This window comes from Catellatospora sp. KI3 (assembly GCF_029948125.1).
Classification (GTDB): domain Bacteria; phylum Actinomycetota; class Actinomycetes; order Mycobacteriales; family Micromonosporaceae; genus Catellatospora.
On the sequence record NZ_JASAMB010000010.1, the window covers coordinates 80253 to 95497 of the forward strand.

Annotated in this window: 11 protein-coding genes; 7 read left to right on the top strand and 4 right to left on the bottom strand. The window is 69.0% G+C overall.

Annotated elements, in window-relative coordinates:
- Positions 1–503: 503 nt before the first annotated feature.
- Genes QEZ54_RS17795 through QEZ54_RS17810 form a run of 4 tightly spaced genes read right to left on the bottom strand, consistent with a single transcriptional unit; the run spans position 504 to position 4058 of the window.
- Positions 504–1172 carry a 4Fe-4S single cluster domain-containing protein gene (locus QEZ54_RS17795; protein ID WP_281305754.1) on the bottom strand — a complete coding sequence of 223 codons (669 nt, stop codon included), beginning with the start codon at positions 1170–1172 and terminating at the stop codon, positions 504–506.
- Positions 1169–2599 carry a hypothetical protein gene (locus tag QEZ54_RS17800; protein ID WP_281305755.1) on the bottom strand — a complete coding sequence of 477 codons (1431 nt, stop codon included), beginning with the start codon at positions 2597–2599 and terminating at the stop codon, positions 1169–1171. Before QEZ54_RS17800 ends, QEZ54_RS17795 begins: the two co-directional genes overlap by 4 nt.
- Positions 2596–3354 carry a hypothetical protein gene (locus tag QEZ54_RS17805; protein WP_281305756.1) on the bottom strand — a complete coding sequence of 253 codons (759 nt, stop codon included), beginning with the start codon at positions 3352–3354 and terminating at the stop codon, positions 2596–2598. The genes QEZ54_RS17800 and QEZ54_RS17805 overlap by 4 nt, the downstream gene beginning before the upstream one ends.
- Positions 3355–3356: 2 nt before the next feature.
- Positions 3357–4058, bottom strand: a complete 702-nt coding sequence (locus QEZ54_RS17810) for a hypothetical protein (protein ID WP_281305757.1) — start codon at positions 4056–4058, stop codon at positions 3357–3359.
- A 136-nt stretch (positions 4059–4194) separates the two neighbouring features.
- On the opposite strand from QEZ54_RS17810, the gene QEZ54_RS17815 reads away from it, so the two are divergent.
- Genes QEZ54_RS17815 through QEZ54_RS17845 form a run of 7 tightly spaced genes read left to right on the top strand, consistent with a single transcriptional unit; the run spans position 4195 to position 15245 of the window.
- Entirely contained in the window at positions 4195–4434 is a 240-nt protein-coding gene (locus QEZ54_RS17815) for a hypothetical protein (RefSeq protein ID WP_281305758.1), read from the top strand.
- Positions 4431–6980 carry a protein kinase gene (locus QEZ54_RS17820; protein WP_281305759.1) on the top strand — a complete coding sequence of 850 codons (2550 nt, stop codon included), beginning with the start codon at positions 4431–4433 and terminating at the stop codon, positions 6978–6980. Before QEZ54_RS17815 ends, QEZ54_RS17820 begins: the two co-directional genes overlap by 4 nt.
- Before the next feature lie 50 nt (positions 6981–7030).
- Positions 7031–8395: a hypothetical protein gene (locus QEZ54_RS17825; protein WP_281305760.1), complete on the top strand. Its 1365-nt coding sequence runs from the start codon at positions 7031–7033 to the stop codon at positions 8393–8395.
- The gene (locus QEZ54_RS17830) at positions 8392–10374 is read left to right on the top strand and encodes an AAA family ATPase (protein ID WP_281305761.1); all 1983 of its coding nucleotides are present in this window, start codon (positions 8392–8394) and stop codon (positions 10372–10374) included. The genes QEZ54_RS17825 and QEZ54_RS17830 overlap by 4 nt, the downstream gene beginning before the upstream one ends.
- Positions 10371–10952: an FHA domain-containing protein gene (locus tag QEZ54_RS17835; RefSeq protein WP_281305762.1), complete on the top strand. Its 582-nt coding sequence runs from the start codon at positions 10371–10373 to the stop codon at positions 10950–10952. The genes QEZ54_RS17830 and QEZ54_RS17835 overlap by 4 nt, the downstream gene beginning before the upstream one ends.
- Positions 10949–14584, top strand: a complete 3636-nt coding sequence (locus tag QEZ54_RS17840) for a CHAT domain-containing protein (protein ID WP_281305763.1) — start codon at positions 10949–10951, stop codon at positions 14582–14584. The genes QEZ54_RS17835 and QEZ54_RS17840 overlap by 4 nt, the downstream gene beginning before the upstream one ends.
- 13 nt (positions 14585–14597) lie before the next feature.
- Positions 14598–15245, top strand: a complete 648-nt coding sequence (locus QEZ54_RS17845) for a hypothetical protein (RefSeq protein WP_281305764.1) — start codon at positions 14598–14600, stop codon at positions 15243–15245.

Genomic DNA, 15245 nt, shown 5'->3' on the forward strand with positions numbered 1-15245 from the left:
GTCTGCGCCTGGTTGTTGACGACGAGGCTCCGGTCGACGTGCCGGAGGCAGTCGGCGATGCCCTCGCCTTTGCCTGCGAGGGTCGGTCAATGAACTTTGCGAGAACGCTGACGGAAGCATCTTTATTGCCTCGTATTATGGTGACGGATCGGACATGCCGATCGCGGTCGGCCGTCTGTCGCTCGCACTGATTGGTCGACCGACCGCGTCTACTCTGGTAGCCCAAACTGACTCGCTAGCTTTGGGCGGAGAAGCGTTACCCGGTCACGCGCCTGATGGATCGGTCCAACTGCAGATGTCCTTCGATGTTGCGGCGGGTCAACCCGGATCGTTCGCGTCTGGATCGTCAATGATGGCTACGAGTGCGAATCCAAGACGCGCGGCCATCGGCAATGTCGTTGGCTCAATGCAATCCACAAGCTCGCATCTCACTGTGGTTGACCTGTTCTCCGGTAGTGGTGGCCTCGCGGTAGCGGACGGTCACCGCCGCCGCGAGGCCGCACTCACGACCAGTTCCGCCAGCTGGCTGCCTCGACTGTCATGCCACTGGCGCGCAACCAGCGCTCTAGCCTTGCCAGGTCTCGATGGCGCGGCACCCCGATCAGCCAAACTCGACCGTCGTCCTCCACCGTCACCTGTAGCGGGGTCTGCTCCGGCGCCGCGTCCACGAAGGCCGCGAACCGCTCCCGCCCGAGATCTGTCCGCAGCCAGAACGTCTGGTTCGACGAACCACGCCAGATCAGGCGGGTCGGCTTCGCGGCGTCGTACCGGCCGGTGACCACGACGTCGGCGTGGCGCAGGGCGGCCAGCTGCACCTCGGAAAGATCGTCGCGCTCATAGCCGGTGTAGACCATGATGTCGGCGACCGGCTGCCGGGCGGGGTCGCGCAGTGCGGCGACCCCGCTCAGGAACTCCCCGAGGCTCTCCGGCTGGGCGAGTGGCTCTCCACCGCTGACGGTCAAGCCACAGGCACCGTCTGCCAGCCGTCGGCGCCACACCTCGACCAGGTCGGCTACGGCTACCTCGGTGCCCGAAGTGGGGTCCCAGGTGTCGCGGGCCATGCAGCCGTGGCAGGACAGCGGACAGCCCTGGACCCAGACACCCAGCCTTCGGCCAGGTCCCAGCACCTCCACCGGGTAGCGGACCCGACTGACCCGCAGCACGTGAGTCATACCAGCTCCTCCTGGGGATTCTCACGCTGGTTGGCGACCTGGTCCGACAACCGCGCGATGGACTCGGTCGCCGCCGGATTGCCCAGGGCGCGTGCAAGCCTGCCCAGGTAGGCATGCTCGGCTGCCGCATAGCCGGCCTCGATGGCCTCGCATCGACGGTCCGCGCGCTCCCGCAGCTCCTCATCACTAGGCGGCTGCCCAGTGGCGATCACAGGGCGGATCCGTGCCAGCCTGCGTTCCAGTCGGTGCCGTTCCCGGTTGGCCCGCCCGAACGCGTCCTGCAGCGGATGGGTACGAGCCAGGCCGAGTAGCAGCCCCAGCCCGCCGGTGATGAACATCATCGAGATGAAGATCGCGGCGATGGTCGATTCGCCGACGCCCATTCGCTCGATGACAGTCGGGTAATGTACCTGGCCGGGAGCAGGAGGCATCGCGATGATGGCGGCCCGAAGGCTACCCAGCCACCAGGCCACGACCGCCCACGGAACAATGAGTACAGCGCACAGCGAGATGGCGAACCATTCCCGGCCAGTCGCATGCCGATAGCGGTAGAACCGGCCCGTGAAATGCGGCAGCAGGATCATGGCACACGCGACCGGCAATGCGATCATCGCGGTCATGACCAGGTCGATGCCGGTTCTTCCATGGAACTGCTGGAATACCCGGAAGGTGATGGGCAGCTCTACCAGTATGAGACCGAGCAGGGTTAGCGCCCGGAAGGCCTTGCCGATGACCGGAGCCTGCGCACCCTCCCAAGGCACCCTCTCCGGCATGGGATCAAGGCCTAGCCGGCCGATCGTGCCTTCAACCGGCTCCGGGTTCAGGTCCCGATCTGCCAGCACCCGCGCTGTGCTCGGGTCCTGACGGGACCGCCCGAAGAAGCGGAAGACCTCGCGTCGCCAGGCCTGGCGGTTGGCTAGCCGGTCCAGTCGTACGATGGCACGCCGCGACATCGTCGCGGACTCGTCGCGCAGCTGCGTGACGAGTTCCAGCCGGCTCCGCAACACCGCCTCGTCTGAAGTCCGGACGTGGAAGTGGTCCCGCTCGAACTGCGCCAGATCGGCCAGCGCCAGCCGGGCGGCCGCCACGTCCTGTGCGGCGAACCGCCGCAGTGTCTTGAGGTGCGGCGGCAGTGAGGTGGCGGTGCCGAAGGACCACTCGTCGAACATGCTTGACCGCGCGTCAGCAAGCGCCGCGGCCTCGGCCCGGCCGACGAGGGCGTTGCGCCAGCGCAGCTGAGCGGCCTCGGTCGGCAGCACCGCCGCTCGGCGGCGGGCCAGTTCGCGCGCGGCCGCACGCTGACGCCAGGCCCAGACCCAGCTCGACGGTTCGAACAGGGACCAGGTCGCCGGGCGCTGCTGGTCTGCGTCTGTCCGGCCGCGCCGCCACCAGCGTCGCGGTCGCGGCGCCATCTGGACGTCGGTCATGCCGCACCCCCGGCCGCGCCGAAGTCGTGCAGTCGCGAGGCCTTCCCCCGGTTGACCACGACCTCCTGCCAGAACGCCTCCAGCGCCTGCATCCGTGTGGAATCGTTGCTGAACAGTTTGCCGAACCCTGCCCGCGTTACATCGCTGCCGTTCAGGTCGGGAATCCGCGAACTGATCGAGGCGATGATCCGCCCCCGCCCGGCGGGCGTGACCAGATCCGGTCCGAGGATCGGCGCCGGCGGCGTGGTGTCGATGAAATCACTGATGATCAGGAGTCGATACTCCCCGTCCTCAGTCGGACGCTGCCGCATGAGCAGCCGCATCCCACCGAGCACGTCGGTGGAACGCTCACCCTGGGTTTTGACGATGCACTGGTAGAGGCCCTCCACGGAATCGAGGGCCTGCTTGCGTAGCTGCGGGCGCACCTGGTCCGTGTCCAGCTGGGCACCGTTGTCGTCGGGATCGAGGTCGAGAGTGGGCGCTCCGCACTTGATGCTCTCGGGCGCGGTCGAAATGGGCGCGAAGGTGACGTACCGGCACCCCGCCTGATCGAGGAACTTCTCGACGGTGTTGTGAGCCTCCTTCATCGCATCAAACCCCCTGCTGCTCGCGTTCGCCGACCCGGAGCCGTCCACCGCGATCCCGCACGCGCCGTTGAGTCTGCCTATGTCCGCCAGGTCGTCGAGCCAGGCGCAGCCGCCGAGGAGCGCCGCCACCGCTGTGAGCAGCGCCGTGGCGCGGATACCAAACTTCATGATCATCTCCGTTCGTCATCCGAGGACAGCGGAGTGCCGCCCTCCGGTTCGTCGGGCGTGGGCCGGTGGTCCAGTGGTTCGCCGATGATGTCTAGGGCTTGCAGGAAGATCCGGGCGGCCTTCGACGACGCCTCGTCGTCGTCCAGGCCGAACCGCAGCAGGAAGTACGTGCCGGGCTTGGTCCAGACCGGCTCTAATACCGCTCGCGGCGGGCGCAGGCCCTGGCAACGCCAGCGGTCGGCCACTCGGCTCAGGTGGTTGCGCATCAGCGCCTGCCAGTACCAGTCGACGTACAGGTCGGCATGCTTCACTGCTGCCTCCGCCCGCTCGCGGCAGCCCTGCACCCTGGAGCGCCAGTCGGTGAGGGCGGCGTTGAACCGGCCGCGGGCCGCGGCGCTGGCGCCATCCGGCCGGGCGTGCTCATACACCAGCGTCTGCGCATGGGCGTATAAGCGCAGGACCAGCGGGCGGCTCTGCTCGGTCAGCCAGGACAGCATCTGGCTGGACGTCGCGTAGGCGACGCTGTGCCGCTCGCCTACGAATGGCGTCCAGGCGGTGCCGACCACCTCGTTCGAGGGGCCGGCCGGGATTTCCCGGAGGCCCAGCCCGAACCTGCGCTGGGCCAGGCTCAGCCGCCGATGGTCGGAAACAGGGCAGTGCAGGCCCAGGGCACCGTCCCGCGCGCCGTTGACGCGGGCGAACATTCGTTCCCGCGACCATAGCTCAGCAATTCTGAATTCACTGCGAATGGGCTCGCTCTTAGGCATTGAATTCCGCTTCCGTCGGGGTTCGGACGCATGCTCTAATAACGCCGTTCGACACTGTCCGAAATCTACATACGTGGTGATTTTCCAAGGTCTGCAGGCAATTTTTGGAATCGCCCTCCAGGCGCCAGGTCTGGCGCTCTTGCTGTTTTACGGTATTGTGGCACGCACCCGCAAAAGCGCAATGGTTATATTTTCCAAGCTTCAGTGCGATTTATTGGAAACGCAATTCCAAGAAGGTGTCGATAACTATGGAAACGGCATTCCAGCGCATGTCTCCGGCAGCTGTGCAGGTCGGTACGGGGTGCTTGCATGAGCACCCCTGACGGTCCGCGTGACGACGACGACCGGCCCGACGGCCCAGCTGTCGCGCCATACGAACCGACCGAGCTGGTCGTCGGCCGACGCCTCCGGCACGATCAGCCACCTGCCTATGAGCCGACCGAGCTCACCCCAGGTAGGCGCCCCCGGCACAACCCGGCAATCGCCTATGCGCCGACTGATCTCATCCCGAGCCGCCAGCCGCAGCCCGCAGGCTTCGATGAGACCGATGACGCCTGGACTGTTAGCCGGTTGCCCCACGCCCTGGCTCTCCGCTTTCCCGACGCTCGGCTGCTGCGGAGTCAGCCCAACCAGGCACAGGTCTTCCTTGTGCACGACGAGCGGACTGCCGCGCGTGTGCTCAAGGTCTACCGGCCTGATCACCAGCCGGATTCGGCGGTCGCGGCCGCGCTGCCCCGGCTTCACCACCCGCATGTCGTCCAGGTCTACGAGACCGGGTTCGCCGACAAGCGCTACTACGAGCTGCTGGCGTATGTGCCCCCGTTGCGGGAACCCGGCACCGACCCCGATTCGCTCACACCCGCCGTCACCCTTGCTGACCTGCTCCGTCCCCGGAAGGATGGAAGGCTGGCCGCTGACGAGGTCCGGCACCTGGTGGGCCAGATCGCACCGGCGCTGGCGGCGGCGCACGAGCTATCGATCGTCCACCGCGATGTGCGCCCGGCGAACCTCCTCGTCCGCGTGCCGCACCCGCTGGATCTGGCGATCACCGACTTCGGCATCAGCACAGCCGTGCCCGATGGTGAGATGTTCAGCCCGGACCAGGCCGGCTCGATGCTCTACTGCCCGCCCGAGTTCCTCAGCGCCCGCATCGTCACCGCCGCCAACGACTGGTGGGCGCTCGGCATGACCGTGCTGGAGACCTGCCTCGGCGGACATCCCCTCGCCCGGTATGACGAACGGGTGGCCCGCAAGCACATCACACGGCTGCCGATCCCAGTCGCGGTCGAGGATCCGGACATCGCATTGCTCTGCAAGGGCCTGCTCACCTTCGACTACGAGAACCGCTGGGGGATCGATCAGGTGCAGGCGTGGTTGCGGGGTGAGAGCCCGCCGGTACACGCAGCCGACTCCCCGAGCGCCCCGGTCGTATGGCCGAACCCGCGCATCAAACCGCTTCCGTTCCTGGGAACAGACCACTACGACCGAGGGCGACTCGCCGCGCACATGGTGAATCACTGGTCCTCGTCCGCTACCCGACTGTTCGAGTCGCCGGCTCAGGCCTGGCCGCAGTTCACCGAATGGCTGCGCCAGTTCGACGAGGAGGAGCCCGACCAGGCCGCCGCCAGGCGCAAGGAGCTGCGTCGCATCAAGCGCAGCAAGGAGGCCAGCACGGTGCGGCTGCTCTCGGTGATCGCCCTGCTGGACCCGCTGTGCGAGTCCCACTACCGCCTGCCTGGGCGTCCGATCACCGCCACGGCACTGCCGGAGATAGCACAGCTCGCCTTCCGGGCGGGGCGTCTCGAAGGCAGGCAGGGCTGGCTGGAGCGTGAGGTGGTGGCCGAGCTCTACAGGTATCGGCTGCTGCCGCTCCTGTCGACCAGGCGCGGCGGCCAGGATCTGACCGCCATCGACGACCGGTGGCGCAGCCTCGCGCAGGACTGGATGCGCGTGATCGTCAATCTCGAACCGCAGCACAGGGGCGCGGCTTCCGACCTGCGCGGCGAGGACTCGGGCCTGGTGCGGTCCATGCTGCTGTGGCTGACCGTAGACCGGCTCGGGGCACAGAGCTGGCTACGCAAGGACCTCCAGGCCAGGCGGGACAGCGTCTATCCACCGGAGGATCGGGCCAGGACGGTACGCCTGCCCTGGTTCGAGCAGCTCGCCGACTCGCCGGATCCGCTGGAGCAGCTGGCAGCCAGCCTGCTCATCACCTGCGCCAAGAACGCCGCGAGCGATGAGTGGCGCGAACAGGTCGCTCGGGCCGACGCGGCCGAGGCAGCGGCCAAGGTCGCGTCGGTGTACGGCCTCATGCGCGAGTACAGCCGGCTCGAATCGGCCGGCTGGGCGGTCGTCGGCGTGACGTTCTCGGCCGTGTTCTGGGTCGCCGCCCTCGTCGGCGCAGGGCTGATCGGCTGGGCCGACCAGAGGGCGACCATCCTCGGCTGGGGAATGCTCGCGATCGTCCTGCTGGTCGTGGGCGCGACCGAGACGGCCATGGCCGGCATCATCGGCGGCCCGTACTGCGAGACCTACTCGCTCCTGCGGCGGATGGTCGCGTCCGGAGCCGCCGCGGCTCGGCCGGTACAGCGGCGTGGCGGAGTCATCGTGCTCGCGCTGCTCGCCGCGTACGCCGTGCTGGTGGTCAGCGCCGCGTGGCTGCCGGTGATGCTGCCCGCCGTTGCCCTCATCGCTCACCTGACCTGGACCTGGCGGCGCTTCCGGAGGTGGCAGTCGGAGCGGCAGCGGCACCTGATGGCGGAGGAGGGCAGCTGGTCGGAGACCACGGGATGGCCCGACACCGCCGACGAGCGACTCGGCACGGAACCGACGACACAACCGGAAGGAATGGACGAATGAGCACTGGAGTAGTAGCGGTCGCGGCGGCACCACACGTGTCGGTGGCGCCTGTGGCCGCTCTCACGGGCAAGACACTGGTAGCCGCCGCCACGGGGGCGGCCGCCGTGGTCGCGGCAGGAGCGGCCGCCTTCCTGCTCGCCCGCGCCGCGGTGGCGGGGGCGCAGGCCGGCGCCGAGGCGCTGATCCGGCTCGACGAGGCGATGAAACGCAAGGAGGAAGACCGGATCGCCGTGATGGAGATCGCCCGGGACTGGCAGGCTGCCGTGGCCGCCAGCGCCTGGCGCAACTCGCGGCTGCGCACCCTGGCCGGACAGGCAGCGCGGGCCGGCGTCGACGTGCCGCTGCCTCCGCCGCTGGACCTGGCCGGCAAGAACCTGTGCCAGGTGCGGGACTGGTGCCACGCTGCCGACGAGGCCGTCGCCGCGTCCCGTCAGATCGTGCTGGCAGCGGAGCGGGCCGCGCTGTCTCGCCGGCGTGAGGCCGCCCCGCTCAGCGGAGTGGAGCTTGAACGACTCGCCCAGCTCGACGAGCGGTACAGCGGCACGCTGCTGATCGACCAGCCCGAGGTCATCCCCGCGACCGGCGCCGTCCCCGCTCGCGCCAGCAACGCCGTGTCCAAGCTGGTCGACGACCTCCTGCGCAAGCTGGCGCCCGGCATGGCCGCCGACACCTATACGGCGATCACCGCGCAGGCGGCACGAGCGCTCGACGCGCCGCAGTTGGGCGTGGCCAAACTGGAGGTCGACCAGCTGAGGATCATGGTCGACGAGGCGAACGAGGCCACGCTGCTGCACGCCGAGGAGCGGCAGTTCGCCCTGCGGTACCTGGACCTGCTGATGGCCGAGCCGATCGTGCGCGCCTTCCGTCCAGCTGACGCCCAGACTGTAGCCGACCTGGAGCGGGTGGCCAGGGGTGACGAGCGCCTGGACCAAGGGCTGCGCAGCCGCGCCGAGGTGCTGATCGACCGCGCCGGCCGGCAGGCGCAGCGGGCGTTCATGTTCGAACGGGTCCAGGAGTTCCTCCTGGAGAACAGCTACGACATCAAGGGCGAGATTCGTGACCTGGATGGCGAGCTCGACTCCCTGCGGTTGGGCCACGGCGACCTCGGCACCGACGAGATCACGTTGCGTATCGGGCAGAACAAGATCGACTGGCAGTTGCTCCGGGCGCACGGCGAGCAGGGCACCCAGGGCGAGCTACTGGATCACCTGCACTGCGAGTTCCTCCAGAACCAGGCCGCCGCGCTCAGCCAGGCCCTCACCAACATCGGCCTTGCCGGAGAGAAGACCAGCACCGGTGGTCCCGAAAGCATCATCCCGATCGTCGGCGAGCAGCCCGCATCGCGTCAGAACACAAGCGCCAGCGCGACCCTACAGGCCATGCAGGCACAGCCGCACCGGGAGGCCGGCCGATGAAACCGAACAGCGTCGACTACACCGTTACCGCATGGCCGGCGTTCAGCCGGGAGATCGAGGGCACCCTCGCCGTCCATGCGCAGTTCGTCGTGCATGGCAACGTGCACGACCAGTACGCCGTACCCGCTCCCGCGAGTCCCGACCTTCCGGGGCACGTGCGGCAGCTGCCGTGTCACCTGCTGCCGATGAAGGAGGTGCTCTGGGAGCGCCTGCGGCTCAGCGGCTACGCCTGCCTGATCACGTTCGACCCGGTCGCCGGATTCGATGTCTTCCCGCCCGACGACGACGCGGCGCGTCAAGCCGCGGAGAGACTGCTCCCCGGGGTGCTGGGGACCCGACCCCGGTGGGAGCAGATGCGCGCCCACCTCGCCGCCATCACCGGTGCCCCGCCGCCGGGGCGGAACGCGACCGAGGGTGCGTTGGACTCGCGGGCGACCACACCTTGCGTGCGCGCCGCGCTGCTGATCGACCTGGCCTCGCGGATCTCCGCCACCCCTGCCTCGCTGACGGTGCAAGAGCACGAGTTCTTCCTGTACTGCCTCAAGGCCGCAGAGCTGGCGGTGCCCGTCTCCGGCGGCGGCCGACGACCGTTCCGGCTTTTCAACCCCGTGATCTGGCTCGTGGACAAGGAGCACGATCTGCCGGGGTGGTTCACCAACGGCAGCGAGCGCGTCCGTGACGTGGCTGTCCCCAAGCCGATGCTGGACGTCCGCGGTTCGGCGGCGGCGAACCTCGCCTACGAGGTGTTCCGTGTCCAGGAAGACCTGCACCGCCTGCCCGCCGACCATCCGGACAACCACCGGGTCAAGGCGTTCGCCGACAGCACCGACGGGCTGACCCTGCGCGCGATGGAGGAGATCAGCACGCTGGCGCAGGATCGGGGCCTCTCCTTCGCCGAGATCACCGACGCGATCCGGATCTACAAACTGGGTGTCGACGAGAACCCCTGGCGGCGGGCGGTCATGCGCCGCCAGATCCAGGACGGGCAGGAGATGATCCAGAAGCGGGTGCTGGGGCAGCCCCGGGCCGTCAACCGGACCCTGGACATCCTCAAGCGCGCGGCGCTCGGCCTGTCCGGCGCTCAGGCGCCGAGCGCGGTCAACCGGCCACGCGGGGTCATCTTCTTCGCCGGTCCCACCGGCGTCGGCAAGACCGAACTGGCAAAGAGCGTCGCCGGCCTGCTCTTCGGCGATCAGAACGCCTACCTGCGGTTCGACATGAGCGAATTCGCTGCTGAGCAGGCCGTGGACCGGCTGACCGGCGCCCCGCCCGGGTATGTCGGCTACGACCAGGGCGGCGAGCTCACCACGGCGGTACGGGAGCGGCCGTTCCAGGTCGTGCTCTTCGACGAGATCGAGAAGGCGCACCCGCGGCTGATGGACCGGTTCCTGCAGATCCTGGAGGACGGCCGACTTACCGACGGCCACGGCGAGACTACCCACTTCTCCGAGTGTGTGCTCATCTTCACCTCGAATCTCGGCGTCGTGCACCACGACGAGCACACCAAGGAGCCGGTGTTGCTGGTGGACCCCAGCGACGGCCCCGAGGAGCTAGAGAAGCGGGTGCTCGCGGCGATCCGCGACCACTTCAGGCTGAAGCTGGGCCGCCCGGAGCTGCTCAACCGCTTCGGCGACAACATCGTGGTCTTCGACTTCATCGACGAGCGGACCGCCATCCAAATCTTCGACCTGCAACTGGGGAACATCGGGACCCGCCTGGCGTACGAGCACCGACTGCGGCTCGAGCTCAGCGACCAAGCGCGCGCGCAGCTGCTCGAGCAGTGCATCGCGGACCCGCTTAACGGGGGCCGTGGCATCGGCAACGCGCTGGAGGCGAATCTGATCAACCCGCTGGCGCGGGCGCTGTTCGACCGGGAGGAGACCGCCGACGGCGTAGTGGTGGTCGACTCCATCGGTCGCGACGCAAACCGTATCGCCACCCTGCAGCTGCGGTTCCGGCCCGGATCGGCGCCGGCATGAGCTGGGTCTGCCCGGTAGACGGGGAAGAGTTCACTCAGCCGACGGGCCAGCGGTGCCCGAACCACAACACGGAGAAGCTGGTCCGGGCGAAAGAGTCCCGCGGTGTGGGCGACCCGGCGCCCGAGCCAGCGCCCCCGTCGCACGCACCATCGGAGAGCGGTTCCTGCTGGCGATGCCGCCGGCCGTATCCCGATGCCGCGGTTGATACGTGCCCGGACTGCCTTTCGCCCGTCGCCGTCCCCGCGCTCGCGCTGCGCAGCGGTGACGGCGGTCTACTCACCGCCGAGCGCGGCACTACCGTACGACTCGGGCGAGATCCCACCTGGACCGAGAACACCGATTTCATCGGCAAGCACGGCACCGTCCACGGTCGACACGCGATCGTCGAGGTCGCTGCAGACGGAACCGTCACGGTGCGTCCGCTGATGCCCCCGCGCGGCTACAGCAACGGCACCTATGTCAATGGACGGGAGATCGTCGAGAAGGTGGCCCACCCGGTCAGCGACGGCGCCGAGCTGCGATTGGGCGAAACCTGCGTCATCACCATCCAGATCTTCGAAAGGACGGACCTGGAATGACTCCGATCGAAGGCGAGCTCGAGCTGTTCACGCGGGAGCTGGCGGCACGGCAGGAATCCGGCCGGGCCGAAGACGCCATCGCCGTCGCCGACCGAGGGTGGGAACTGCTGGGCGGCGACCGGCTCGCGGCGGCCGCCGATACCAGCCCACTCCTCGACGCCATTCTGCCAGCGATGAGCTGGGCAGAGGCGCAGCTGCCGGCGACCCACCCGCGCCGGGCGGCGGTCACCGGGCGGCTGGGCACGCTGCTGGCGCTGCGGTATCTGACGGGAAGCGGGCGCGCCGACGACCGCGACCGCGCGCTCGTGCTGCTTGCCGAGGCAGGACCGGGTTTCCCCGGCGGCCAGGTCATGAGAGCCCTGGTGCTGCTGATCAGCTCGTTTCCTACCGGCGCGCTGGCTCCGCTGCGCGACCTCGCCGTCAACGCCCGCTCCGGGCACCTGGTCGACAACGCCGCACTGCACGACTTGGCGATGGCCATGACCGACGGTGTACGCGATGCGCGGGTCCGGGAGGCATTGACAATTCTGACTCAACCGACCGATGAGGTTATGCCGCCAGAGCTGGCGGACTTCGCAGACGGCCTGCGCGGCCTGGCGGCCTTGATGCTCGACGACGAGCAGGCCCCCGTCGGAGACTCGGTGAGCCGCCTCGCCGAGAACTGGGCCGGGCCTGGACGTGACGAACTCGCGGCCCTGGCCGTTCTCGCCCAGATCCGCCAGCCGTCGCGGTTACCGGCTCACGAGGAGCTGACCGAGACGCTGTCGGCTGCGGTATTGGGTCTTCCGCCGGGGCACGCCATGCGGGTGCTCCTTCAGTCCGAGCTGGCGGAAGCGCTGATGCGGCAGGCGATGCGGAGCGGGACGGGCCCCGACATCGAAGCGGCCGTGGCGGCCTTCGCCGACGGCTTCGCCGAGGTCGAGGAGGGACACCTGCTCTACGACCACATGCTGCGCAGCCTGGCTGGTGCCATGGTCAGCCACGCCGCTGTGGACGCGAGCGATGCCGACGTCGATCAGGCGATGGCACTCGCAGCCCAGGTCGCGAGCAAGACGGGCACCGATCCGGTGCAGGCGGGCCGCGACCGGTTTCTCGTCGGCATGGCACGTATGCTGCACGCCGTACGCACCACCCGCTACGCGGACATGGCGGCGGCAATCGACGAGATGACCGCGGCGGCGGCCGCACTCCCGCCCGGCGACGAGCTGGCTCCCACGGTGCAGGCAACCCTCGGCGCGGCGATCCTCGACCGGTACCAGCTCCACGGTGCGCTGGAGGATCTCGACTCCGGGATGGAGAGACTGAACGCGGCTCTAGCGGAGAGCCGGTCTCGCGGCAGTGACGACTGGGGGACGACCACGCTCCAGGGGCTGGCGGCGTACAGCCGGGTGCTGCGGGCGCTGCGCCTGCCCGGGGAGGTCGACCTGGCCGGGACAGTCGACGAACTTCGCCACGTCGTCGGCTCGCTGCCGCCGGGCAACATGGCGCGGGGGCGCGCGATGTCGGGGCTGGGGCTGGGCCTGTTCGCCCTCGCTGTCGACGGCGAGTCCGTCGACCTGGACCGCCTGGCCGAAGGCTGCCGCCTGCTGGCCGAGGTCGCTCTGGTGGAACCAGGACCGGCGTCGGAACGGTCCGCGACGCTGGCCCGGGCTGGGCTGGCCCACCTCGCCCAGGCCCTGCTCGCCGGCGACTGTGAGCAGAGGCCCGCTCTGTTCACGCGTGGTATCGATCTGCTCCATGCTTCCGTCGAACAGCCGGGGATGCCCGGCTGGAGTATGTGCCGAAACCTCTGCGGCCTGGCTTTCGGGTACGAGCTGCGAGCGGCGGTCACCGGTTCGGCGGCCGATCTCGATGAGGCGATCGAGCAGCTCGAACTGGCCTACTTCTTCAGCGGCGAGCAGGCCGGCCACGCGGCCACGGCAGCTTTGCTGAGGCAGTTGTCGCGGGCGTACTGGAACCGCAACGCGCGACTGGGCGAGGACCGGCGGTCGGCGGTGGTGTTCGGACTGGAGGAGCTGCGCGCCCGTACCGACGAGGTACTGCTGCAGTCCGGAACTCAGGACGGTCTGCTGGCCGCGCGCGGTGCGGCCGAGCGGGCGTACGAGATCGCCCGTTGGTGTGGGGAGCTTGACCCCCCGCTTCCCACTGACGCGGTCGAGGCCCTCGAACTCGGTCGCGGCCTGGTGCTGTACGCAACCACCGTGGCCGTGGAGGTGCCGGAGCTGCTGCGCCGGTATGGCCACCCTGACCTTGCCGAACAGTGGCTGGCCGAGCGGCGCCAGGCAGAGCCGCAGTGGGACGGCTTCCAAGCGTCCGCCGCGCAGCGCGATCCTCGCCTCGATGCGTCACATCTGGCCGCAGCTGCCCGGCTGCAGGCCCAGCCGCCCTCGGGCATCCGGCTGAAGGTCGTGTCGGCGTTGATGAAGGAGTCGGTCCTCCGTTCCGTTCCCACCGCGGTCGAACGGGCGGCCGCGCTGGCCTCTTGCCGCGCCGACGCGCTGGTGTACCTGGTCCCTGAGCACGACGGCCAGGCGGGATTCGCGATGGTCCAATGCGCTGGCGACGACCCGGTACGTGTCGATCTGGAAGGCCTGCGCGAGGCCAGCACCTTGACCGCGTACGGCGAAGCGGAAGCTGCCGTCCGCACGGCGCAAGACGGCAGAGCGGCTCGTCGGCGGTGGCGTGAGGCGCTGGGTGAGCTGTGCGACTGGGCGTGGCCGACGGTGATGGAGCCCGTGCTGTCGGCCGTCTGCGAGCTCACCGGGCGGGTACAGCCCGCTGTGGTCCTGGTCCCCTGCGGCACGCTGGCGGCAGTTCCCTGGCACGCTGCTCGTTCGTCCGGCGGATACGCCATCGCACGGGCGGAGATCACCTTCGCGGCGTCCTGTCGTCAGCTGTGTGACGCGTCACGGCGGGAGCTGTTGGAACTCGGTACCCAGCCGGTTCTTGTGGGCAACCCGGGGGGCGACCTGATCTACGTGCCGTTGGCGATCGAGGGGATCCGCGACGCCTGGTACCCCGATGCGGTGATGTACGGCCAGTTTGCCTGCACCGTTGCGGGCCGCGGTACCGCAGCGCAGGTGCTGGCGCACATGCCCGGTGCCGCCGGGGCAGCCTCGCTGCTGCATCTGGGCTGCCATGCGAAGGTGGTGGACTCGGCGACTGGTTCCTATCTGGACCTAGCCGACGGCCAGCAGTTGTCGATGGCGGCGATCCTGCATCAGGCCGGAAGGGCGGCCCGGTCTGCTCCTGGCGGGTTGGTCATCCTCAGCGCGTGCACGAGCGACCTGACCGCCACCGACCCGAACGAGGCGCTGACGCTGGCGAACGCCTTCATGGCCGCGGGGGCCGGTGCGGCGGTGGGAACACGCTGGAAGGTACAGGAGGTGCGCACGGCGATATTCACGTACGCCCTGCACGCCTTCCTGCGTGAAGCGCCCGTGACCGACCGCCCGGGAGTGCGGCGGGCACTCCACCAGGCACAGCGCTGGATGGCTGATCCGGCCCGCCGCCGCCTGCCCCGGATGCCCGACGCGTTGTGGGATGAGGTCGTCCTGGCCGGGAGTGGCCAAGGGCTTGGCGATCTTGAACATCCCGAATCATGGGCCGGATTCATTCTGCAAGGCGCCTGACCGGAGGAAGATCATGGCAGTAGAGAACGTGATACGAGTACTGGAGGAGTACGCGGTCGACGTCGTGGTGCGGCTGACCGGCTCCGCCCGCGCCGAGCTGCGGGATCTGGTCGCGGCGGTGCGCGTGCCCTCCGCGGACCCGGCGGAGGGGCGGATGCGGGGGCTGCAACGCCTGATGGTGTTCTTCATCAGGCAACTGCCGGCTGAACATCCGGTGCGGCGCGCGGCGGCTGACGACGACACTGACCTGAGCAGCGCGGCAGTGACCACGGCGCTGGACGAAGCGCTGCGAACCCTGGCGGAACTTCTCTTCGAATCCACCGTCGCGGTGGACGACATTGGCGCCCGGGTCCGGGAGCGCCTGCTAGCCGAACCAGCCCACGAGGGTCAGGCGGAGCTGCCGGCGCCGCAGGGAGTGATCGTGCTGCCGTCGGGTCCGCACGGGCGTATACCCGACTTCCAGTTCACCGGGTCGCAGCAGGTGTGGCCGGTGGTGCAGCAGGTGAACCGACTCCTGCTCGCCGACCGCGATCCCTGGGGAGCCACCTTCTGGTGGCTCACCACCAACGGCTGGCTGAACTGCCGTCCAGTCAGCCTGATCGGACGCAACTACGACGCCGAGCTGGTCGCTGCCGCTCGGGCCGTCAGCGAGAGGGTGTGA

Excerpts from the sequence above, each read along its gene's own strand:
- QEZ54_RS17795 (WP_281305754.1), bottom strand. The coding sequence starts at position 1,172 with ATGACTCACGTGCTGCGGGTCAGTCGGGTCCGCTACCCGGTGGAGGTG.
- QEZ54_RS17800 (WP_281305755.1), bottom strand. The coding sequence starts at position 2,599 with ATGACCGACGTCCAGATGGCGCCGCGACCGCGACGCTGGTGGCGGCGC.
- QEZ54_RS17805 (WP_281305756.1), bottom strand. The coding sequence starts at position 3,354 with ATGAAGTTTGGTATCCGCGCCACGGCGCTGCTCACAGCGGTGGCGGCG.
- QEZ54_RS17810 (WP_281305757.1), bottom strand. The coding sequence starts at position 4,058 with ATGTTCGCCCGCGTCAACGGCGCGCGGGACGGTGCCCTGGGCCTGCAC.
- QEZ54_RS17820 (WP_281305759.1), top strand. The coding sequence starts at position 4,431 with ATGAGCACCCCTGACGGTCCGCGTGACGACGACGACCGGCCCGACGGC.
- QEZ54_RS17830 (WP_281305761.1), top strand. The coding sequence starts at position 8,392 with ATGAAACCGAACAGCGTCGACTACACCGTTACCGCATGGCCGGCGTTC.
- QEZ54_RS17835 (WP_281305762.1), top strand. The coding sequence starts at position 10,371 with ATGAGCTGGGTCTGCCCGGTAGACGGGGAAGAGTTCACTCAGCCGACG.
- QEZ54_RS17840 (WP_281305763.1), top strand. The coding sequence starts at position 10,949 with ATGACTCCGATCGAAGGCGAGCTCGAGCTGTTCACGCGGGAGCTGGCG.
- QEZ54_RS17845 (WP_281305764.1), top strand. The coding sequence starts at position 14,598 with ATGGCAGTAGAGAACGTGATACGAGTACTGGAGGAGTACGCGGTCGAC.